Below are 22,216 nucleotides of genomic sequence, written 5' to 3'. Positions count from 1 at the left end.
GGATGCAAAGTTATCAATTATACAACACTGTCATAATAGAAAAACATATTAATATAATGGATTATATTAGGATAAAAATGGAATATCCTTAAAAGGATAAAAAAAGAGTCACGAAACTGAATAATGTTTCGCGACTCTTTACTGTACGCCTGCAGGGGCTCGAACCCTGGACACCCTGATTAAGAGTCAGGTGCTCTACCAACTGAGCTACAAGCGCATTGATATTCTGCACCGGAAGTACGCCTGCAGGGGTTCGAACCCTGGACACCCTGATTAAGAGTCAGGTGCTCTACCAACTGAGCTACAAGCGCATTATTTTCCGTTTGCGGGTGCAAAGGTAGTAATTATATTTGATTACACAAAATTTTTTGCCTCATAATTTTAAACAACATTGCCATTTTTCTTTTTTCTTGCCTTTTCAGAAACAGCATAAAACAAAAAAGCCATGACTTACATGTCAAATGCCAGTATCATTATCAGATACTGATTCCGACAATAAAAAAACGGAAAGAAGGCTTGTTTATTTGCATTTAAGAATTATATTTTGTAAGTTTGCACCCCAAACGCATACAAGGCAATGAACATACACGATATAAAACACAACGAACTTGTACGGTTTGCCATAACCGGCACGATCGCCACTATAGTGCAATATGCCATTTACTACATACTGGTAACCGTAACAGGAGCATCCATTGCATGGACAATAGGCTATGCAATAAGTTTTATATTTAATTTCATAATGACAACCTACTTCACCTTCAAAGTGAGACCAAACAGGAAAAAAGCCGGAGGATTCGCTCTCAGCCATATAATAAACTGGTTTATGCAGTTAGCAACGCTTAACTTTTTTATATGGGTTGGAGTGCCCGAGACATCGGCACCCATACCGATGTATATGATATGTATGCCGCTGAATTTTCTACTTGTGAGGTTTTTCGTGAAGAAACACGGATAACGACATCGCCAATAGCTTTCCGCCACAGGACATACCTGAAAATCCAATCAGTCAAAAAGACTGAGAGACATGTCTACCGCATACGGATTTGTGTCAACAGCCCCGTCCTGTTCCTCCTGCTGTTCCGAAAAATCAAAAAGCAACTGACGGGCATCAGAAGAATTATTCACATTAAGCCTGTAATGCCCTCTCTTGTCTGTACGCTCGATGACAGAATTAGGACCTTTTGAATTACGCAGCAGATATTGCTGTACATAGGCATAAACCTCATTGAAATCCTGTGAGGAAAACAGGTTGCAGTTCATGTTGTACACATTCTTTGCCAAAAGACGCACGCTAAGCCCCCTCTCTCCCACTTCTGAAAGTATTTTCAATATCTGACGGTCGTAAGCCATATACATTATATTATATGAAAAACAAAAAGGCCGGTAATACTTAAGTTTACCAGCCTTTCATTTATTAAGTTACATTTATTATGCCAATGTAATTCTGTTATCCTCAGAGACAAGTATCTTTCCTTCTTTCAAAAGCCAGCCCATACCGAGCAGTGTCTCTTCTTCCGACATTTTTGCAACCTTTGCAATTTCCTTCCATGTCAAAGCTTTTCCTTCCGCTGCAAGTGCCTGATATACATCACCGGCTCTGAAACCGACATTCTCTGCATTCAAAGCCACTTCAGTTTTCTTAGCTGTTGTCTTTTTAACGGTTGCTTTTTTTGCTTCAGCTGCCTTTGTTGCAGCCGCACTTTTTGTAGTTTTCTTTTCTGCCATAATTTATTTATTAAATACGCTTTCCGAATAATTCAATATTCCATTTACGTTTCTGATGCAAAAGTAAACTATTTTTTATTAACAGCAAAATTTTCCATTACATAAAATGCTGATTTACAACCGTTTTTTCAAAAACAGCCGTTATTCTTGATGTATGTCAACTTTCAGTTGAAGCTCATCAAGCTGTTTTTCATCCAATACACCCGGAGCATCAAGCATCACATCTCTGCCGCTGTTGTTCTTCGGGAAGGCTATACAGTCGCGTATAGAGTCAAGACCTGCCATAATGCTGACAAAACGGTCAAGACCGAATGCAAGTCCTGCATGTGGAGGCGCCCCATACTTAAAGGCATTGATAAGGAAACCGAACTGTGCCATGGCCCTCTCGGGAGTAAAACCGAGTATTCCGAACATCTTTTCCTGGAGCTTGCCATCGTGTATACGGAGGCTGCCTCCTCCAAGCTCTGTCCCATTGCACACAAAGTCGTATGCCTTGGCACGCACAAGTTCCGGATGGATGTCAAGCAACGGAATGTCATCCGGATTAGGCATCGTGAACGGATGGTGTGTAGCCATAAGACGCTGTTCTTCATCGCTCCATTCAAACAACGGGAAATCAACAATCCAAAGACACTCAAACTTATCCTTGTCACGAAGCCCGAGACGCTCGCCCATTTCCAGACGCAACGCGCACAACTGTGTGCGTGTCTTGTTGGCATTATCGCCTGAAAGTATCAGCACGAGGTCACCGTCTTTCGCCCCCATTCTTTCTTTCAGCTGAAGAAGCACATCGGCCGAATAGAATTTATCGATACTTGACTTGACGGTCCCGTCCTCATTGTACTTCACATATACAAGTCCTTTTGCACCGACCTGAGGTTTCTTAACGAAGTCCGTAAGCTGGTCAAGCTGCTTGCGCGTATAACCGGCACAACCGGGCACACATATTCCGCCAATATATTCCGCATTGTCAAACACAGGAAAGACCCCGACCTTCAACACCTCCATCAGCTCAACAAACTCCATGCCGAAACGAAGATCCGGCTTGTCGCTACCGTAAAGACGCATGGCGTCATGCCATGTCATCTGGCGGAGCTTTGCAGGAAGCTCCACTCCGCGAACTTCGCGAAAGATATGGCGGGCCATTTCCTCAAAAAGACTCGTCACATCGTCCTGGTCGACAAAGCTCATTTCACAGTCAATCTGCGTAAACTCCGGCTGACGGTCGGCACGAAGGTCTTCATCACGGAAACATTTTGCAATCTGGAAATAACGGTCAAAACCACTTACCATCAAAAGTTGCTTCAGTGTCTGCGGACTCTGAGGAAGGGCATAAAACTGTCCGGGATTCATGCGTGAAGGAACAACAAAATCTCGCGCGCCTTCCGGTGTGGAACCGATAAGGATTGGAGTTTCAACCTCTATGAAATCATGTGAGTCGAGAAAGTTACGGATAAGAATCGTCATACGGTGACGCAATTCCATATTCTTGCGCACAGCGTTACGGCGTAAATCCAGATAACGGTATTTCATACGGATATCATCACCTCCGTCAGTATTGTCTTCTATAGTGAAAGGAGGCGTCAGACTATCGCTGAGCACATTCAGTTCATTGACAATAATCTCCACATCACCGGTAGGCATATTGGCATTTTTGCTCTCACGCTCATTCACCAAGCCTTTCGCCTGTATACAGAACTCACGGCCAAGCTTATTGGCACGGTCACACAAGTCCTTATCCAACGATTCATTGAAAACGAGCTGGGTAATGCCGTAACGGTCGCGTATATCTACAAATGTCATTCCGCCCATCTTACGGCTACGCTGAACCCATCCCGCAAGCGTCACCACAGTTCCTGCATCAGAGAGCCGCAACTCTCCACAAGTTTTTGTTCTATACATATTATTATATATAAGTAAGTTTTCTGTTCTTAAATGCAAAAGTATACAAAAAAGCGGAAACTTACAAATAAATTCACTACCTTTGTCAACTAATTAAACAATTTACTAAAATAATGAAAAAACTTGTAACACTACTTTCTGCGGCAGCACTTTCCCTTACGTGCTTAGCCCAATCGCCGAGCCAGACAGAAGTACTGAATACGGCAAGAAACGTCAACGACTACTTCATGGCCAAGTATCAGGATCCGGCCGCTCCTACGTTTGTGAAACGTATGCGCCCAAGCAGCCTTTGGACACGTGCCGTGTATTACGAAGGACTGATGGCATTATACGGATTGGACAAACAACAAAGATATATAGACTATACCGACACATGGGCCAATGCACACAAGTGGACTCCGCGTAACGGCATCGCGACACGTCATGCCGACGACCAGTGCTGTTCCCAGACTTATCTTGACAGGTTTGTCATGACAGGCGATTCCACCATGCTCTTCGCCACACGCGACAACCTGCGTGGACAGATGAACGAAACCAGAATAGACTACTGGACATGGATAGATGCCATTCAGATGGCTATGCCTGTGTATGCCCAGATGTATAAGATAACCGGTGACCGTTCATACATCGAACACGGAATGAAATTATACAGATGGAGCAGAAACGAATGCGGAGGCGGGCTGTTCAACGAAAAAGACGGACTGTGGTGGCGTGACGCTGACTATGTCCCGCCATATAAGGAAAAAGACGGAAAGGACTGCTACTGGTCAAGAGGCAACGGATGGGTTATAGCCGCACTCGTGAGGGTGATGGATCAGCTGTCACCGAAAGACAAGATATACAAAGAACTGAAAAAAGACTTCCTGATGATGTGCGACGGCCTGTCAAAATGCCAGCGCGAAGACGGATTCTGGAATGTAAGCCTGGTATCGCCGGTAACATACGGAGGAAAGGAAACTACCGGTACAGCCCTGTTCCTCTACGGCATCAGCTGGGGACTACAGAAAGGCTACTTGAAAGAAAAGACATTCCGCCCCATCGCCGACAAGGCATGGAACGCAATGGCAAAGGATGCCGTTCATAAAGACGGATTCCTCGGATATGTACAGGGAACAGGCAAAGACCCTTCCGCCGGACAGCCTGTGACATACGACAAAGTGCCCGACTTCGATGATTACGGCGTGGGATGCTTCCTTCTCGGAGCTGTGGAATACTACAAACTCTTAGGAAAATAGAAATCGAACACATCAAGTAAAGGCTCCCTCTTTTATAAAAATAATGAAAAGCGTGTAAATCTGTTAATTTATAAAAAACAATCAGCAGATTTACACGCTTTATCATTTAAATGATGTATTTTTGCCACAGAATAAATAAATGTAAAGCAATGAAAAGGATTTTTTTAATGACACTTTTAGTGTTTTGCGGAATAACTTTTGCTGCCGCACAAGCTACAGACAAGAAACAGGCTGAGATAAAGTTTGATAAAACAATCCATAATTTCGGTACATTCTCCGAATCATCGCCAAAAGTAACATGTGTATTCACATACACAAACACAGGAAACGCACCGCTTGTAATAAATCAGGCTGTGGCAAGTTGCGGTTGCGCTGTGCCGGAATACACAAAGACAGCGGTAATGCCGGGAGAGAAAGGACAATTAAAAGTAACGTATAACGGTGCAGGAAAGTTTCCGGGATATTTCAAGAAATCCATAACTGTAAGAACCAACGGAACAGTGGAAATGACACGCCTTTTCATTGAAGGCAATATGACAGAGGAAAAGAAATAAAAGACACCAGTTTAGATTGAATATAAGTAAAACCAAGCCGGTATTATTCTGTTTTCGGAATAACACCGGTTTTTTTATAGTGTTATCCTTTTATCGCAATCATCCGACATGTAGGGACGTGCCTTTGGCACGTGTCAGACGCATTCCATAAGCAAAATGAGCAATGCCAAGCTTGCTCGGATATTTCCATGGCGAGAAGGCCTGTTACTTTTCCAGAAAAAGCACATCAATGCATTTTTTGAAATCTATTTACATATCATGGTATATGTAAAATTCTCTTTCAATGAATAGGCCATTCACGCTCGATGAACATGCCATTCATTGAGCGTGAATAGCATGTTCATCGAGCGTGAATGGCACCTTTATTTTTGGCACACTTTTGATTACCGCCAACACATTGTGTATCAACAAATTACAGGTTTTATCAAAATTACGCGGAACAGGGTATACCCACACTACGAATTTTTATTACATATCCACAGAAACGGTTATATCGGAAACGGTTCTGCGGAAACTTTATATGGGATTCAATCTTTCCTATCAGAATGAATATGAAAAACCAAAAGAACAGTACTCCTTAAACTGCCAATATCCTATATCGCTGTCCTTTTTCTTTGCAGAATCGTCAAAGCGCGGATAAAGGAATATATTTGAGCTTATGTACTTACTTATCATTATTGTAAACGTATTTTCCCACTCTATGAGGGCACGCCTATAAGTTGTATATCCGTAAAGACGCGTTTTCCATTTCACCTGCTCAGATATTTTCCATGTAAGATCCGCTGTCAGTTGGGAACCGAAATCCTCAAGAGTATGATGGTCTCCCCTTACCCCGTTACGTGATGCAAGACTCTTACGGTCAACATATCTGAAGTTAAACGAAAGCAATGAGAGGTTGATGTTTCCTGTGAGCCTGTTGTTCTTTGTCCGCACAGAATAATCCATACCGAGACCAAGATTCAAGTTAAAAGGAGACATGAAGTCAGAATACACTTTTTTATCATTACTTTTCAATCCTCTGGCAAATTGCGTATAAGCCAAAAGCTGGAAAGTATAATACCATCTGTCAGCGGCCTGAAGACCAACCTTGCCGGTATATCTGATCAAATCCTCACTCGGTTTGAATTTGTGAAGAGTATCACTGGGCGATGTCTGAAATCCGAGTTTCATCTCAAGTTTATTATCAAACTTAAGCTTCCTCTTGTTATTGTAATTCGCCACCAAAGTCACATTCGCCACCATAGAATAATTGCTTTCCCCTCCCTTATACCAATTATCCGACACATAATTCTGTAGCACCTGCAGATAACTGTCACCGCTGAAACTCCAAAAATTGGGTTTCTTTATAAAAAGTCCTTCCGGCACAGTCTCCGGCTCATCCTTCTCCGGCAATATGACATCAACAAGCTCCATCTCCTGTCTCACCGGCTTGTCAAAATCATCACGTATGGAACCGGCCTTTCTAAGGCCGGTCTCTGTGGATATCACAAGTTCCGGACGTGTGAGATAAATGTCCATCAGAGCCTTGTCAATCTCATCGTTAACGCTGTCAGCCCCTGCTCCGCCTTTTCCGAGAAGCAGTGATTTTCCAGCCGGAGAATGATAAAAGGTAAGAGGAGCGAACAACTTAAAATAACGTGCGTCCGAACCGGTATTGTAGGCTCCCTCTGCAGCAAGTGAGTCTACATACAGCTTTCTCATTTTCAAAGAATCGATATATGCGTTGACAATTGCCATCGTATCTTTCTTCAACGTACGTTTTACCGGGCGTGACGCTCCTGCACCGGCATATCCAAAAGCCAATAGAAGAGCTATAACAAGTGTTCTGAAATTCATACCAAAATCAATTTGCGCCACAAAGTTACTGTAAAAGCAAGAGAATACAAAATGAAAAAACCGTTAATCCTTGTTACATTCATTTTTTTTATGTAATTTTGCGCCTTGTATATTAGGTAACAAGAATAAACTGAACATTAATAAATTATATCATCGTGGCAGAAACAAAGTATATCTTCGTTACGGGTGGTGTGGTTTCTTCACTTGGCAAGGGCATTATCTCAGCATCAATAGGAAAGCTGTTACAGGCAAGAGGCTACAACATTACAATTCAAAAATTAGACCCATACATCAATATCGACCCGGGAACTCTCAATCCATACGAGCATGGAGAATGTTATGTGACTGTAGACGGCATGGAAACCGACCTTGACCTCGGCCATTACGAACGCTTTACCGACATCAAGACCACAAAAGCCAACTCACTGACTACCGGACGTATCTACAAATCCGTAATAGACAAAGAACGCCGCGGTGACTATCTCGGAAAAACCATACAAGTTGTTCCACATATAACAAACGAAATTAAACGGAACATTAAACTTCTCGGTGAAAAACATCATTACGACTTTGTAATAACAGAAATCGGAGGTACGATAGGCGATATTGAAAGCATGCCATATCTTGAAGCCATCCGGCAGATGAAATGGGAAATGGGCAAAAACGCGGTATGCGTACACCTGACATATATCCCGTATCTGAAAGCGGCAGGCGAACTGAAGACAAAACCGACACAACATTCCGTAAAAGAACTGCAAAGCGTGGGAATACAACCGGATATTCTCGTTCTGAGAACGGAAAGACACCTCAACGAAGACATCTTGAAGAAAGTGGCATCATTCTGCAATGTCGACATCGACTGTGTGGTGCAAAGCGAAGACCTGCCTTCAATTTATGAAGTTCCCGTGAACATGCAGAACCAGGGATTGGACTCTGCTATTCTCCGAAAATTCAACATACAGACAAACGACACTCCTACCCTCGGCCCGTGGAAGAGATTCCTTGAAAGACGCAACAAGGCCACAGAGGAGGTTCATATAGGACTTGTCGGGAAATACGACCTGCAGGACGCATACAAGAGCATACGCGAGAGCCTTTATCAAGCCGGAACATATAATGACCGCAAAACTGTACTCACGTTCATTGACTCTGAAAGAATAACCAAGGAGAATGTTGCAGAAAAACTCGCAGGACAGGACGGTATCGTTATATGCCCAGGATTCGGACAACGTGGTATAGAGGGGAAAATAACAGCGGCACAATACACCCGCACCAACAATATACCTACATTCGGTATATGCCTCGGCATGCAAATGATGGTGATAGAGTTTGCACGTAACGTTCTCGGATACCATGACGCAAACAGCCGTGAGATGGATGAGAAAACACCTCACAACGTTATAGACATCATGGAAGAGCAGAAAAACATCACCGATATGGGCGGCACCATGCGTCTCGGTGCCTACGACTGCATACTGAAACAAGGTTCAAGAGTTTCAGACATTTATAAGAAAGAGCATATACAGGAGCGCCACCGCCACCGCTATGAGTTCAACAACGATTTTCAGGAGGAATACGAGCGTGCGGGAATGCAGTGTACAGGACGCAATCCGGAAAGCAACCTTATAGAAATTGTGGAGATACCGGAATTGAAATGGTATATCGGCACACAGTTCCATCCCGAATATCAGAGCACGGTGCTCAATCCGCATCCGCTCTTTCTTGATTTCGTAACATCGGCAATAGCAAATATAAAATAAAACATAGATAAACTGAAATGAATAAAAACACCATCATCGGCCTGCTTCTGATGACCGCAGTAATTATAGGCTACGGAATATACACACAGCCTTCAGAGGAACAGATGGCCGCAATGCGCGTACAAGACTCTATCGACAATGTGATAAAGGACAAGGCAAGGAGAGCAGAGGCAAGAAAACTTGCAAAAGACGCAGAGGCAATGGAAGCTGCACAAAACGATTCCACTGCCCTGTTCTACAGCGCACAGAACGGAAAGAGCAAGGATATAACACTGAAAAACAACAAGCTTGAACTTACTTTCGACACAAAAGGCGGAACACTGAAAACGGCAAGGATTCTTGGATTCAAAGACAGGAACGGTGCTGAAGATGTGACACTGTTCGACAAGAATGAGCAAAGCCTCAACTTCATGCTTGCCGGTAAAAGTACGAACATCATAACAAATGATTTATATTTCACTCCTTCAAACGTCACCGACAGCACCGTCATAATGACGGCAACGGCAAATAACGGAGGATATCTAAGCATAGCATATACATTAGGAAAAGACTATCTGCTGCGCATCTCACTCAAGACCGAGGGACTTAGCGGAATATTCGCCCCCAATTATAAGGAAATGGATATCCAATGGGGTGAGAAATGCCGCCAACAGGAAAAAGGCTTCACATTTGAAAACAGGTATGCCACACTTACCTATAAGGAAAAAGACAGCGGCACGGATTATCTGAGCGAGACATCTGAGGAGATAAACGAGAAAATTGAAGAGAAACTGGATTGGATAGCATTCAAGACGCAATTCTTCAGTGCCGTACTCATACCGGAAGATGACATTGCCGCAAACTCTCTTCTTTCAAGTATACCGCAGGAGAAAGGCTCCGGATATCTCAAACAGTTCGATGCAAAATTCAAGACCGCCTTCGATCCTACGGGAGCCAAGCCAACGGAGTTCGCAATGTTCATCGGCCCGAACGACTTCCGCCTGCTTCAGGATGTCGAAGAGGAAATAAGCTTCAATAAGGATATAGAGCTTCAGAAACTCGTATATCTCGGATGGCCTTTGGTACGCATAATAAACCGCTGGTTCACAATATATGTATTCGACTGGCTCACTGGTTTAGGCCTTAACATGGGTATAGTGTTGATTCTCATAACAATGCTTCTGAAAGCCATCACCTATCCGTTGGTGAAGAAGAGCTATATGAGTTCGGCAAAAATGCGTGTCCTGAAACCTAAACTGGAAGAAGCCACCAAGCAATATAACAAGCCGGAAGACCAGATGCAGAAGCAACAGGCGATGATGTCGCTGTATGCGAAATACGGTGTAAGCCCGCTCAGCGGATGTCTTCCCATGCTCATACAGATGCCTATCTGGATTGCAATGTTCAACTTTGTGCCTAATGCCATACAGTTGCGCGGCCAGAGTTTCCTGTGGATTGACGACTTGTCAACATACGACCCGATAATAGAATGGAGCACAAACATCTGGCTCATCGGAGACCACCTGAGTCTGACATGTATATTGTTCTGCGCTACAAACATCCTATACTCTATAATGACAATGCGCCAACAAAGAGACCAGATGGTCGGACAGCAGGCAGAACAGATGAAGATGATGCAATGGATGATGTATCTCATGCCGCTGATGTTCTTCTTCATGTTTAACGACTATTCGGCCGGCCTCAACTTCTACTACTTCGTTTCGTTGTTCCTAAGCGCAGCCATTATGTGGATACTCCGCAAGACAACAAACGACGAGAAGCTGCTTGCACTGCTCGAAGCACGCTACAGGGAAAACCAGGCAAACCCCAAGAAGACAGGAGGACTGGCAGCACGCCTCGAAGCCATGCAGAAAGAAGCCGAAGAGTTGAGAAAACAAAGAATGAACAGAAAATAACACTGCGGTTCCTAATCCTAATCATTAACGGAAAGAAAGGACACAATAAATATATAGGGCGTTCCTGTGCGAACGCCTTATACATTTATAAAAGACAAAATGTCCGAAAGAACTTTATTCATATATAACGTTATGAACAAACTGACCACAATCGCCGTTGCATCAATGATAGCATTCAACAACGGCATTAACGCACAAGACAACGTGAAGCAAAACGAAGTGAACATCGGGAAAAGCGACATCAGGCTGGGCAGCGACCTTATGACACCGGAAGCCCTGTGGGCTATGGGCCGCATTTCCTCGGCAGAGGCGTCACCGGACGGCAAGCATATTGTATACCAGGTGGGATACTACAGTGTGAAGGAAAACAAAAGCCATCATGTTATATGTATTACCGATGCAAAAGGAAACGACAACAGACAGCTGACGACATCGGCAAAGAATGAAACAGATCCGACATGGATCGAAAACGGCAAGCGCATCGCATACCTTTCCGAAGGACAGATATGGGCTATGAATCCCGACGGTAGCGGACGCACAAGACTTTCAAATATAAAGGACGGTGTGGAAGGATTCAAATTCTCACCGGACGGCAAGAAGGTTATAATAATCAAATCCCTTCCGTTCCATGACATAATAAAGAAAAACCCTGACGACCTCCCGTTGGCCACAGGACGCGTGGCCACAGACCTTATGTACCGCCACTGGGATCACTATGTGGAGTCTATACAACATCCTTTCGTTGCCAAGGTTACGGAAAACGGCATAGACAGTGAATACGACATAATGAAAGGCGAACCTTTTGAATGTCCGATGGAACCTTTCGGAGGAATAGAGCAGCTTGCATGGAGCATGGATTCAAAATCAATAGCATACACAAGCAGAAAAAAGACTGGAAAAGACTACTCCATATCCACAGATTCTGACATATACCTGTATAATACAGAAACCGGAGAAACAAAGAATCTGTGCAAACCAGACGATTACAGGCCTATAGAAACCGATGCCACACACACGATGAAGGACCAGAAGGTGAACAGTGCAGAGAATCTGGCAAACAATCCCGGATATGACACCAATCCGCAATTCTCGCCCGACGGAAAGTACATCGCATGGCAGAGTATGGCACGCGACGGATATGAGTCAGACCGCAACCGCCTTTGCGTCTATAATATTGCCACAGGAGACAAGACATACGTGACAGAGACTTTTGACTCAAACGTTGACGCTTTCTGCTGGAACCACGATTCAAAGTCACTATCATTCATCGGAGTATGGCACGGATGCGTGAACATGTATCAGACAAGCCTCAAAGGCGAAGTGAGACAACTCACAAACGACTGGGCCGACTACGTTTCGATATCTCCGGCCAACGACGGCAACAAGATTCTGGCCATGCGCCAAAGCTATTCCGCACCGACAGACATCTATGTGGTGAATCCAGGAAAGGAAATAAAGAAAACGGAGATAAGGAGAATCACACAGGAAAACAAACATATAACCGACCAGCTAAGCTTCGGGAAAGTACAGCAGAGGTGGGTCAAGACCACCGATGGCAAGAACATGCTTTGCTGGATAATCCTTCCCTCACACTTCGACCCTAACAAGAAGTATCCTACACTACTATTCTGCGAAGGCGGACCGCAAAGCCCTGTAAGCCAGTTCTGGAGCTACAGATGGAATTTCCAGATAATGGCAGCCAACGGATACGTGATTGTCGCCCCCAACCGTCACGGACTTCCCGGATTCGGAAGCGAATGGAATGAGGAAATCAGCGGAGACTGGACAGGCCAGTGTATGGACGACTATCTGTCGGCCATCGACAACGCAGCAGCAAACCTGCCGTTTGTAGATAAGGACCGTCTCGGAGCCGTAGGTGCAAGCTTCGGAGGATTCAGCGTCTATTATCTTGCCGGGCACCACGACAAACGCTTCAAGTGTTTCATATCACACGACGGTGCATTCAACCTTGAGTCGATGTATACGGATACTGAAGAAAACTGGTTCAGCAACTGGGAGTACGAGGATGCCTACTGGAAAAAGAATATCTCTGCCAACGCCAAAAAGACATACGAGAACTCTCCTCACCGCTTCATCGACAACTGGGACACCCCTATACTGTGCATACACGGTGAGAAAGACTATCGCATAAACGCCAACCAGGGTATGGGCGCATTCAACGCCGCACGAATGAAAGGCATACCTGCAGAGCTCCTTATATTCCCCGACGAGAACCATTGGGTACTTAAACCCCAAAACGGGGTGCTGTGGCAGCGCACATTCTTCGGATGGCTTGACAAATGGCTGAAGAAATAAGATATCAAACAATAAAATTATAACAAAAATGACTGAAACATTAAAGAAAACCCTCAGAGACTCAGCCGGTGCAAGATGGACCGTACTGCTGTTTCTCGCATTTGCCATGTTCTGCTCCTACATCTTCATGGACATTCTCTCGCCCATAAAAGACCTGATGCAGTCAACACGTGGCTGGGATTCCACAGCCTTCGGCACGATGCAAGGCTCGGAGACTTTCCTCAACGTATTTGTATTCTTCCTTATCTTCGCGGGTATCATCCTCGACAAAATGGGAGTGCGCTTCACAGCCATACTCTCCGGTGTGGTGATGCTCATAGGAGCCGTCATAAACTGGTATGCAGTGACAGAGGCATTCATTGGCAGCGGCATAGAGACATGGTTCAACAATAATCTCAACTACATCCCCGGCTTCGACGAACTTGGAATATCACCGTTTTATCTCGGCATGCCTGCATCCGCAAAATTTGCGGCAGTAGGCTTCATGATTTTCGGATGTGGCGTTGAGATGGCAGGAATTACGGTATCGAGAGGCATCGTAAAGTGGTTTAAAGGAAGAGAGATGGCTTTGGCCATGGGTTCAGAGATGGCACTTGCACGCCTCGGTGTGGCCACATGCATGATCTTCTCTCCGGTATTCGCAAAGATGGGCGGAGTCATCGATGTGTCACGCTCGGTTGCCTTCGGTGTCGTTCTCCTTATGATTGCACTGATTATGTTCATCGTCTATTTCTTCATGGACAAGAAACTCGATGCACAAACAGGTGAGGCGGAAGAGAAAGACGATCCTTTCAAGATAAGCGACATCGGAAAGATTCTCACAAGCAGCGGTTTCTGGCTTGTCGCGCTTCTCTGCGTGCTCTATTATTCAGCTATATTCCCGTTCCAGAAATATGCGGTAAACATGCTGCAGTGTAACCTCACCTTCACGAAAGTTGACCCCGACTCATTCTGGGGAAGCAACACTGTGACCCTAATCCAATACTGCATAATGCTCATTGTGGCCGCAGCCGCTTTCGCAAGCAACTTCTCAAAAAAGAAGAATATGAAATACAGCCTGCTCGGTGTGGCCGTGGCCGCTCTTGTGGTATTCTGCTATATGGGCTACATGCGCCAGAGCGCAGAGACGGTGTTCGCCGTATTCCCGCTGCTGGCCGTTGGCATCACCCCTATTCTCGGACATTATGTTGATCATAAGGGAAAGGCCGCGTCAATGCTCGTAATGGGCTCTGTGCTGCTTATCCTCTGCCACCTGACATTCGCCTTCGTTCTTCCTATGTTCAAAGGAAATGCCGTAGGAGGAATCATCGTGGCCTACCTGACAATACTCGTGCTTGGAGCAAGCTTCTCGCTCGTACCGGCATCACTTTGGCCAAGCGTCCCGAAACTTGTGGACGCAAAGATTATCGGCAGCGCATACGCCCTTATCTTCTGGATACAGAATATCGGTCTGTGGCTCTTCCCGCTCCTCATAGGCAAGGTGCTTGACAAGACCAATCCGCAGCTCGTCGCCGATTTGCAGAACGGTGTAATCTCCGCCGAGGAGGCTGCCGTGTCTTACGACTATACCGCTCCGCTGATTATGCTTGCAAGCCTCGGTGTGGCTGCGCTCATCCTCGGATTCGTGCTGAAAGTGGTTGACAAGAAAAAAGGATACGGCCTTGAGGAACCGAACATCAAGGACTAAGAAGCCATGCCGGGCACAGTAAACAAACAGCATGTCGAACACTTCGCCAAAGTTTACTTTTGATTATGCCAAGACGAAGCATTTATTGAAAACAAGGTATAAAAATAAAAATCGGCCCGATTGGGGCCGATTTTTATTCTATAGATAAACAGCTGTTAAATCAAATCGTCTATCTCGCTTATCTCATCATCGTCAAACCACTTGGAAAGCTTTTCCTTTGCCTTTGCCTTTATCTCCGGGTCGACATCTCCCCACACCTTCTTAAGCACAAAGAGAAGTACTCCGAGATCATCGGAAAGACCGACGATAGGTATCGCGTCCGGAATCGCATCGAGCGGACTTATCATATATCCCAACGCACCGATTATCAGTGCCTTGTCCTTTGCGGAAACCTTGTCGCTCTGCAATGTATAGAAAAGGATGAATGCCGCATACACAAGCTTGGCACCTGCGCGCTTGGCTATACGGGATATCTTCTCAACAAACTCTGATGATGAGAACTTATTTGCATAATTCATAAAATCCGGCATTTCCATAACTCTGATATTTAATTGTTTCACATTAATTTATATGCACCATTACGGGTACACCAATAGTTATATAACTGCGTTTCATGTATTTTATTCTATTGTTCATGTTAAAAAATACTTTGAACATGAAAATAAAAAGCAATAAAACCGGATTGTAATCCCATATATACACTACAATATACGCACAACCCGGATTCCTGTGTGTGAAGGATGCTTTTTAAGATATTCGGAAAGTGTCATCGGCTCTTCCACCACCTTATGATGGATGGACGAGGCATTGAGAAGGTGCAACCCGTCTTCATGCCACACGGCAAAGCCCACATGGGCAATGTCAAGACCGGCCTTCCTGCATGTTATGGCGATAATGTCGCCGTCCCTTACGAACTTACGCACGGAACTATGGGCCACCATGTTTTTAGGAATATACCGGAACTGCAGTCCGTTGAGAGCCTTCTCCGTCTTACGTATAAGCGGCACCAGGCTTGCATTTTCCCTCAGTGCCCGGTATGACTGCGGATGCGTGGTCATATAGTTCAGGCTTATCGTCTGCACAGAGTTAAACGGAATGCCGGAACAGTTTGTCTCCCTTACAAATCCCATCTTCCCGTTATCCTTTATCCAGTCGGTGAAATAGTGCAGCCGGCTGACATATCCGCTGTTGCATCCGTCACGGTAGCGCAATTTTTCAAGCATGCCTACATATCCTTCAAACGACTTCACACCGGCACGGCGGCATAGTGTGACGGCCGTGACGGTCTCGACAAGCGTGGTGCAGTCGAGTTCCCGCAGATTCACCACCATACGCTCCTTAAGCCCACGGGCAGTAACGCCCCGCTCAAGGACAGACGCCACATAAGGCACTCCGGTGAGCCTGCGGGCAACAGACACGGGAACAGACACGCTGTCGGGCAGCGATGCGGCATAGGCAAGCAGTTCCATGACTCTTATGCTGTCCTCGCGACTGTAAATTGGAGTACACTCCGCAGCGGAACTTCCGCCGTGACGGTAAACCGTGGCGCGCTCCACCGGGATTTTCCCCTGCACAGGCCTGCTGGCGTCAGCCGCCACGTTAAATAAAAATAGTGTAGTTAATAACTGGATAATACTGCTCATACGGAGTAATCTATTTCTTACGATATTTTTTCTTCTTTCCGAAATTATATCCGGCATAAATGTTCATGCTTCCGAAGACCTGATTCGTCTGAAAGCGCGGCTTACGGTAGTTATTGGAATGTATGATGGCGCTTGCCCCGACATACCACCGCATATTGTTGTATACTATGCCGAAGCGTCCCACACCGTCGAAATTCACATTATTAAAACTGAACTCATCCACACCGTCGTTTGTATCGCCCTTAGAACGCTTATATGCCAGCACTGCCGACAGGCTTGCATTCAACAGACAGTTTTTCGCAAACACCCAATTGTATCCGTAGCCTACGGATACGTTGGCATTGTAATACTTCACGCTGTTGAACATCATTCCGCTGTCAAGCTTCACATCTGTGCGCCCCATATAGCTGTTCACGGCATCCTGCAGTTTCCCGTAGTCGAGGTCGAGACTGTTGCGAGTGTATCCTATACCTGCCATCCACGAACCGCAGCTTATCTTCTGGCATGTGCTCTGCGAGAATGCCGCAGGATATGAAAAACGGTTATGATTGAAAATATAATAAAGGCTTGCACCGGTGATTCCCACACTCAACCCGTCGAACGACAATGGGCTGAGCCCTGACATGTCGGTATCGTCGCCAAGATTCACATCGCGTATCTTATAGTCGCTCCCCGTACGGCGGTAATAAAAGTCCACCCCTATCTGCGAACTGTATATGCTAAGATCCAACTCCTGCTTACGTTTGTCGCTGCTGAAGCCTATATTCTTCAGGTCAAACGTATATCCGAGAAAAAACCACCGCCATCCGAAATATGGCCCCACCTTCATTATCACATCGGGCGAGAAGGTTATGCTCTGGCCTCCCGGGCTGCGCAATTCATATATGTCGTATGTAAAAGTAGTCTGAAGCATGGCCGTAAACTCAAAATGCTGCGGTTCTATATAAGCAGTATCTATAGCACTGAAACCGCGCACCACCTTTTTCACGTTGCGAAATTCCTTCTTCCTCGCAACCGCCGGCACACACACCACACACATGAGAGACGCCACAAGCATTCCCCATCCCAAAAGTACGCCTTTCCTGCAAAGGCTCATGTCTGATTCTTTATGAAAGAGCAGTGTCTTCACCGGCCGTACAATATATTAAGTCATCAGAACTTCCCGAGTATACGGTCCATGGCCCAGTTAACCGGTGTGGCAGACACGCACGTACACGTGCATACGCTTATCCCCTGAATATGCTCTATCACATTCTTTATCAGCGGATACTGGACGTATGGCGGATTCGACACGGCTATTTCCTCCCTTCCCGTGGAAGTCTGCAGCACTATCGGCTTGTAATCAAACACAGAGAAACTGAGCATTCCCTTATCGCCTATAAGCTCAATGCTGTCCTCTCTCGCGCTCTCATGCGCCACAAAGCACCAGGAACCGCTGCCGGGAAGGCCGTTCTCGAACTCAAAACATGCGCTGACCGAATCTTCCACCTTGTAAAGTCCGCCACGGTTGGCGCATATTCCGTTTGCCTCTATTATCACCCCGAACATATCCTGAAGGAGATCAAGCTGATGAGGCGCAAGATCATAGAAATATCCGCCGCCCGCAATATCCGGCTGGAGTCTCCATGGAAGATTGCCGGGGTTGGCATAGTCAAGTTCGCGCGGAGGCACGGCAAAACGTATCTGCACATTCATGACCTTGCCTATACGGCCGGACAGCACTATATTCTTCACACACTGAAAATAAGGAAGATAACGCCTGTAATAAGCCACGAAACAAGGGACCTTCGTCTCCTCGCTCACCCTGTTCACCCTCGCACAGTCTTCGTATGACGCCGCAAGCGGCTTTTCAACATAAACGGGTTTGCCCGCCCTCATAGCCATAATGGCAAACGTCGCATGGCTTGAAGGAGGAGTGGCTATATATACGGCATTCACATCCGGATCGTCTATAAGTTCCTGAGGGTCGGAATACCATTTACCAATACCGTTTCTTTCAGCATAGCCGCGCGCCTTGCGGAGCTCACGGCTCATCACGGCCACCACCTCTGAGCCTTCAACCTCGCTGAAAGCCGGACCGCTCTTCTTTTCCGTAACCTCACCGCAACCGATAAAACCCCATTTTAATATTTTCATAATTTCTATTAATTGAAGGTATTATTATATGCAAAGATAGCAAAAAAACACTACCTTTGCAACAGACAAATGAAAATAATGGATAAAAACATGTCTGAGAATACCACAGAAACCATTTTCAAAGACCGCACCTACAGCGGAAGCCTCAAATTCGGCTACGGCCTCATGGCCTCCAATTTCATAACAATACTTAAGGCATCATGGCCGTTCGCCATGCTCTTTTCCATCATACTCAGCGCAATATGCACCATACTGCCCACAATCTATACCTCTCCGGACAGACTATGGATAATTGCCGTACTGCTTTTTGCCGGCGGACTGGCCGAGACAGCATGCTATTCGGGATGCGTGAGACTGCTGACGGAATATTCACAAAACAACAGGATGACGCGTCCCCGCAACTGGCTCACATTCAACCCTCAGATATTCTTCAGAGTGCTGAAAGCCGCGATCTTCATGCTGCTGATGACTGTCTTCACGGCAACCCAGACCGGAGCCTGCGGATATGCGCTCACAAGACTGGCAGGAACAGAGCTTAAGCCATCACCGGCACTCACCGCACTGGCGCTTGCCATTGTTTTCATAAATTTCATGATTATCATACCAGCTACATACCCTGCCATGAAATATGTGATGGAAAAAGACACCGCCTTCCTGCCGCTGATGGCAAGACACTACAGGACGGGAATGCGGCATTTCGGATTTATCATGGCCATAATTCTCGTCAACATAATTATAATCAGCGTCATAGGCATACTGCTCCTACAGCCGCTGTGGATTGTATCGGCAGCCAACATACAGGCATACAGCGGACTGGCCATGGGCGACAGCCTCGGCATGCCGGCATACGTAATGCCGGTGGCATTCACCGTCTACACCGTAGCCGGATTCATACAGATATACCTGCGTGTGTCGGCCATTGTCAACACATGCGTGATGTACGGAGCCATCGAGACAGGAGAGGCGTCGAGGCTGAAAGCACAACAATAGGCACAATATAGACAAACAACATAAAAACATGAAGAAAATCCTATTTATCGACCGTGACGGCACGCTTATAGAGGAGCCTGCCGACGAGCAGATCGACTCCTTTGAAAAACTCAGATTCACCAAAGGGGTGTTCAAGAATCTCGGCTTCATACGCGAAAGCCTTGACTTCCACTTTGTCATGGTGTCGAACCAGGACGGACTCGGCACGGCATCATTTCCCGAGAATACTTTCTGGCCCGTACACAACTTCATACTCCAGACTCTCGAAGGCGAGGGAATCACGTTCGACGACATACTCATCGACCGCCACTTCCCTGAAGACAACGCACCCGGAAGAAAGCCAGGCACAGGCATGGTGGAAAAATACATGTCCAACACCGGCTACGACATCGCAGGCAGCTATGTCATCGGTGACCGTGAGACCGACCGTATGTTCGCAGAAAACATCGGATGCAAGGCACTGATACTCGGACAGGACGGTATGGACTGGAACAAGATTTCCGAGATTCTCTTCGCCGGAGAACGCACGGCCGAAGTTACACGCGTGACAAAGGAAACCGACATACGCATGACAATAAACCTCGACGGTTCGGGGAAAAGCGATATAAACACCGGCATAGGATTCTTCGACCACATGCTCGACCAGATAGCACGCCACGGAATGATGGACATCACACTGTATGCCAAAGGCGACCTTCACACAGACTCCCATCACACTATAGAAGACACGGCCATCGTTCTCGGGACATGCCTGCGGAAAGCACTCGGAGACAAGCGCGGAACGGAACGCTACGGCTACTGCCTGCCCATGGACGACTGCCTGTGCTCCGTGGCACTCGACTTCGGCGGACGACCGTGGCTGGTATGGGACGCGGAGTTCAGGCGTGAGAAAATCGGCGGAATGCCAACGGAAATGTTCATGCATTTCTTCAAAAGCCTCAGCGACTCCGCCGCCATGAACCTCAACATCAAAGCCGAAGGCACAAACGAGCATCATAAGATAGAAGGTATATTCAAGGCGCTCGCCCGCAGCCTGAGAATGGCTGTCAGGCGGGACATACGCCACTATGAGCTGCCAAGCAGCAAAGGGGTGCTGTAACTCCCCAATAGGCAATCAGACCGTAAACATACCAAAGAGCATTAATCAGGGTTGTATTCCTTTTGCAAAGGTAAAAGGAATACAACCCTGATTTTCACAATAACCTTACCATAGTCTGCCAAAGACTTGTCATATTCCGTTTGGATTAGCTTCAATGTCATTGCCGCAACCCTTTTCGAGCATTATGATAAGGTTGTAGACTTTGCCGCTAAAAAAGGAATACGGCTATGGAATGGATTATTCAGCCGTCGCAGATAAGAATTCCGATATGGTAATTTTCATTTTTTGGTCTATTTAAGGTTGTTCCTATTTTCTTAGTCCCTATCTAATGTGAGCAAAAAGGGATAATTATGGGTAAAAGGAAAGTAAATATTGAAAAAATGCCGAAAAGTTTGTGGGTAATAAAATTATCACCTACCTTTGTAAGGTAATATAAAAACAGTTATATATGCCTGAAATATGTAGATTCTTTGGAATAATAATAAGTTTGTTTTGGCGAGACCATAACCCGCCACACATTCATTTTGCGTACGGTAATTATGAATGTTCCATAAGTGTTATTGACAGGGTGGTGAACGGGCAAGCACCCGCAAAAGTCATAGCAAAAGTAAACGAATGGATAGACTTGCATGAGGCAGAGATACTGACCCTATGGGAAAAAGCCCAAAAAGGAGAGCCGTTGAATAAAATAGAACCTTTAAAATAATAAAGATGCATGTTAAGAGTAGTAGATGTTGATTATATCAAGGATTATGAACTACTTTTGAAGTTCAATGACGGAGTGATCAAAAAAGTAGATTTACACCCATATTTAACAGGTAATGTATTTGGTGAATTGATTGACCTCAACAAATTCATCCAATACGGATTGACCCATGTAACGATTGAATGGGCAAACGGAGCTGATTTTGCCCCGGAATTTTTATATGAAATAGGAACAGCCGCATAATGGAAAGAAACCCTTTATATGACCTGTTTATTGCACATCCGGAACTTAACGCTACAGTATAATATTCTCACTAATATTAGTATATTCCAACTGTTTTATATCAATATGTGATCGTTTTGATACCAACGTGTGATACAAAAACAAACGTTATGTTCAAGTACCCTACAACAAGAATCCTCTTTGACCGGAAACAGACCGCAACACTCAAATACCAGCCTCAGCCGAAATCGGTTCATTAAATACCGAACTTATCCATACAGATTGTTCTCAAACCGAAAACAGACTGTTGTCCAACCGCGAAATACCCATTCATTTACCTTCCGACTTAAGTCGGAAGGGTGTCTGACTATAGTCGGAAAGGTGTCCGACTTAAGTCGGAAGGTCGGTTGACTTAAGTCGGAAGGTTTGAGAACCGCGTATTTGAAGTTTGAAACGGTATGCTTTAAGATTTGGAAATGACCTGTTTTACAAACAAAAAGAACGGCC

At 45.6% G+C, this 22,216-nt stretch carries 19 protein-coding genes and 2 tRNA genes; 11 read left to right on the top strand and 10 right to left on the bottom strand.

Translation table 11 applies throughout. From position 1 onward, the window contains the following. Nucleotides 1-144: 144 nt before the first annotated feature. Both HPS56_RS02970 and HPS56_RS02965 read right to left on the bottom strand, forming a co-directional pair. A tRNA-Lys gene (locus HPS56_RS02970) sits at nucleotides 145-217 on the bottom strand. Nucleotides 218-238: 21 nt separating this feature from the next. Beyond that, nucleotides 239-311, bottom strand: a tRNA-Lys gene (locus HPS56_RS02965). Between the two features lie 266 nt (nucleotides 312-577). Here HPS56_RS02965 and HPS56_RS02960 point away from each other — a divergent pair. Further along, nucleotides 578-958 (top strand): GtrA family protein, encoded by a 381-nt coding sequence (locus tag HPS56_RS02960; protein WP_172273610.1) that lies wholly within the window; start codon nucleotides 578-580, stop codon nucleotides 956-958. A 47-nt stretch (nucleotides 959-1,005) separates the two neighbouring features. On the opposite strand, the gene HPS56_RS02955 is transcribed toward HPS56_RS02960, so the two are convergent. From HPS56_RS02955 to aspS, 3 genes are all read right to left on the bottom strand, one after another. Next, entirely contained in the window at nucleotides 1,006-1,353 is a 348-nt protein-coding gene (locus HPS56_RS02955) for a hypothetical protein (RefSeq protein WP_172273607.1), read from the bottom strand. Nucleotides 1,354-1,431: 78 nt separating this feature from the next. Then, nucleotides 1,432-1,728, bottom strand: coding sequence for a winged helix-turn-helix domain-containing protein (locus HPS56_RS02950; protein WP_172273604.1), 297 nt, complete (start codon nucleotides 1,726-1,728; stop codon nucleotides 1,432-1,434). Nucleotides 1,729-1,869: 141 nt separating this feature from the next. Beyond that, entirely contained in the window at nucleotides 1,870-3,630 is a 1,761-nt protein-coding gene (gene aspS, locus HPS56_RS02945; RefSeq protein WP_172273601.1) for an aspartate--tRNA ligase, read from the bottom strand. Nucleotides 3,631-3,743: 113 nt separating this feature from the next. Here aspS and HPS56_RS02940 point away from each other — a divergent pair, with 113 nt between their 5' ends. Together HPS56_RS02940 and HPS56_RS02935 are read left to right on the top strand one after the other, a co-directional pair. Further along, nucleotides 3,744-4,865, top strand: coding sequence for a glycoside hydrolase family 88/105 protein (locus tag HPS56_RS02940; RefSeq protein WP_172273598.1), 1,122 nt, complete (start codon nucleotides 3,744-3,746; stop codon nucleotides 4,863-4,865). A 149-nt stretch (nucleotides 4,866-5,014) separates the two neighbouring features. Then, nucleotides 5,015-5,419, top strand: coding sequence for a DUF1573 domain-containing protein (locus HPS56_RS02935; protein ID WP_172273595.1), 405 nt, complete (start codon nucleotides 5,015-5,017; stop codon nucleotides 5,417-5,419). A gap of 540 nt (nucleotides 5,420-5,959) precedes the next feature. Here the strand turns inward: HPS56_RS02935 and HPS56_RS02930 are convergent. Beyond that, nucleotides 5,960-7,255 carry a DUF3078 domain-containing protein gene (locus HPS56_RS02930; RefSeq protein WP_172273592.1) on the bottom strand — a complete coding sequence of 432 codons (1,296 nt, stop codon included), beginning with the start codon at nucleotides 7,253-7,255 and terminating at the stop codon, nucleotides 5,960-5,962. 155 nt (nucleotides 7,256-7,410) lie between these two features. Here HPS56_RS02930 and pyrG point away from each other — a divergent pair, with 155 nt between their 5' ends. The 4 genes from pyrG to HPS56_RS02910 all read left to right on the top strand — a co-directional run bounded on the left by pyrG (nucleotide 7,411) and on the right by HPS56_RS02910 (nucleotide 14,913). Beyond that, entirely contained in the window at nucleotides 7,411-9,015 is a 1,605-nt protein-coding gene (pyrG, locus tag HPS56_RS02925; RefSeq protein WP_172273589.1) for a CTP synthase, read from the top strand. 17 nt (nucleotides 9,016-9,032) lie between these two features. After that, nucleotides 9,033-10,910: a membrane protein insertase YidC gene (gene yidC, locus HPS56_RS02920; protein ID WP_172273586.1), complete on the top strand. Its 1,878-nt coding sequence runs from the start codon at nucleotides 9,033-9,035 to the stop codon at nucleotides 10,908-10,910. Nucleotides 10,911-11,042: 132 nt separating this feature from the next. Continuing rightward, entirely contained in the window at nucleotides 11,043-13,226 is a 2,184-nt protein-coding gene (gene dpp5 / locus HPS56_RS02915; protein WP_172273583.1) for a dipeptidyl-peptidase Dpp5, read from the top strand. 28 nt (nucleotides 13,227-13,254) lie between these two features. Further along, complete coding sequence (locus HPS56_RS02910) at nucleotides 13,255-14,913, top strand: MFS transporter (RefSeq protein ID WP_172273580.1); 1,659 nt, start codon at nucleotides 13,255-13,257, stop codon at nucleotides 14,911-14,913. Between the two features lie 155 nt (nucleotides 14,914-15,068). Here the strand turns inward: HPS56_RS02910 and HPS56_RS02905 are convergent, their stop codons facing one another. From HPS56_RS02905 to HPS56_RS02890, 4 genes are all read right to left on the bottom strand, one after another. Further along, nucleotides 15,069-15,449, bottom strand: coding sequence for a YkvA family protein (locus HPS56_RS02905; RefSeq protein ID WP_172274220.1), 381 nt, complete (start codon nucleotides 15,447-15,449; stop codon nucleotides 15,069-15,071). A 165-nt stretch (nucleotides 15,450-15,614) separates the two neighbouring features. Next, nucleotides 15,615-16,556, bottom strand: coding sequence for an N-acetylmuramoyl-L-alanine amidase-like domain-containing protein (locus HPS56_RS02900; RefSeq protein WP_172273577.1), 942 nt, complete (start codon nucleotides 16,554-16,556; stop codon nucleotides 15,615-15,617). A gap of 10 nt (nucleotides 16,557-16,566) precedes the next feature. Beyond that, entirely contained in the window at nucleotides 16,567-17,685 is a 1,119-nt protein-coding gene (locus HPS56_RS02895) for a DUF4421 domain-containing protein (RefSeq protein WP_285822007.1), read from the bottom strand. 23 nt (nucleotides 17,686-17,708) lie between these two features. Continuing rightward, nucleotides 17,709-18,692, bottom strand: a complete 984-nt coding sequence (locus HPS56_RS02890; RefSeq protein WP_172273574.1) for a Gfo/Idh/MocA family protein — start codon at nucleotides 18,690-18,692, stop codon at nucleotides 17,709-17,711. Nucleotides 18,693-18,761: 69 nt separating this feature from the next. On the opposite strand from HPS56_RS02890, the gene HPS56_RS02885 reads away from it, so the two are divergent. The 4 genes from HPS56_RS02885 (at nucleotide 18,762) to HPS56_RS02870 (ending at nucleotide 21,730) form a co-directional block, all read left to right on the top strand. Continuing rightward, nucleotides 18,762-19,682, top strand: coding sequence for a hypothetical protein (locus HPS56_RS02885; protein WP_172273571.1), 921 nt, complete (start codon nucleotides 18,762-18,764; stop codon nucleotides 19,680-19,682). 28 nt (nucleotides 19,683-19,710) lie between these two features. Then, on the top strand, nucleotides 19,711-20,781 hold the full coding sequence (hisB, locus tag HPS56_RS02880) for a bifunctional histidinol-phosphatase/imidazoleglycerol-phosphate dehydratase HisB (RefSeq protein WP_172273568.1): 1,071 nt from the start codon (nucleotides 19,711-19,713) through the stop codon (nucleotides 20,779-20,781). Between the two features lie 448 nt (nucleotides 20,782-21,229). After that, complete coding sequence (locus tag HPS56_RS02875; RefSeq protein WP_172273565.1) at nucleotides 21,230-21,487, top strand: DUF4160 domain-containing protein; 258 nt, start codon at nucleotides 21,230-21,232, stop codon at nucleotides 21,485-21,487. Nucleotides 21,488-21,496: 9 nt separating this feature from the next. Then, nucleotides 21,497-21,730, top strand: a complete 234-nt coding sequence (locus HPS56_RS02870; RefSeq protein ID WP_172273562.1) for a DUF2442 domain-containing protein — start codon at nucleotides 21,497-21,499, stop codon at nucleotides 21,728-21,730. The last annotated feature ends 486 nt before the right edge of the window (nucleotides 21,731-22,216 follow it).

Source organism: Xylanibacter muris (genome assembly GCF_013166605.1).
Taxonomy (GTDB): Bacteria; Bacteroidota; Bacteroidia; order Bacteroidales; family Bacteroidaceae; genus Prevotella; species Prevotella muris.
Note: the sequence above shows the minus strand (reverse complement) of the source record. Positions and strands in the feature narration are given on the sequence as shown.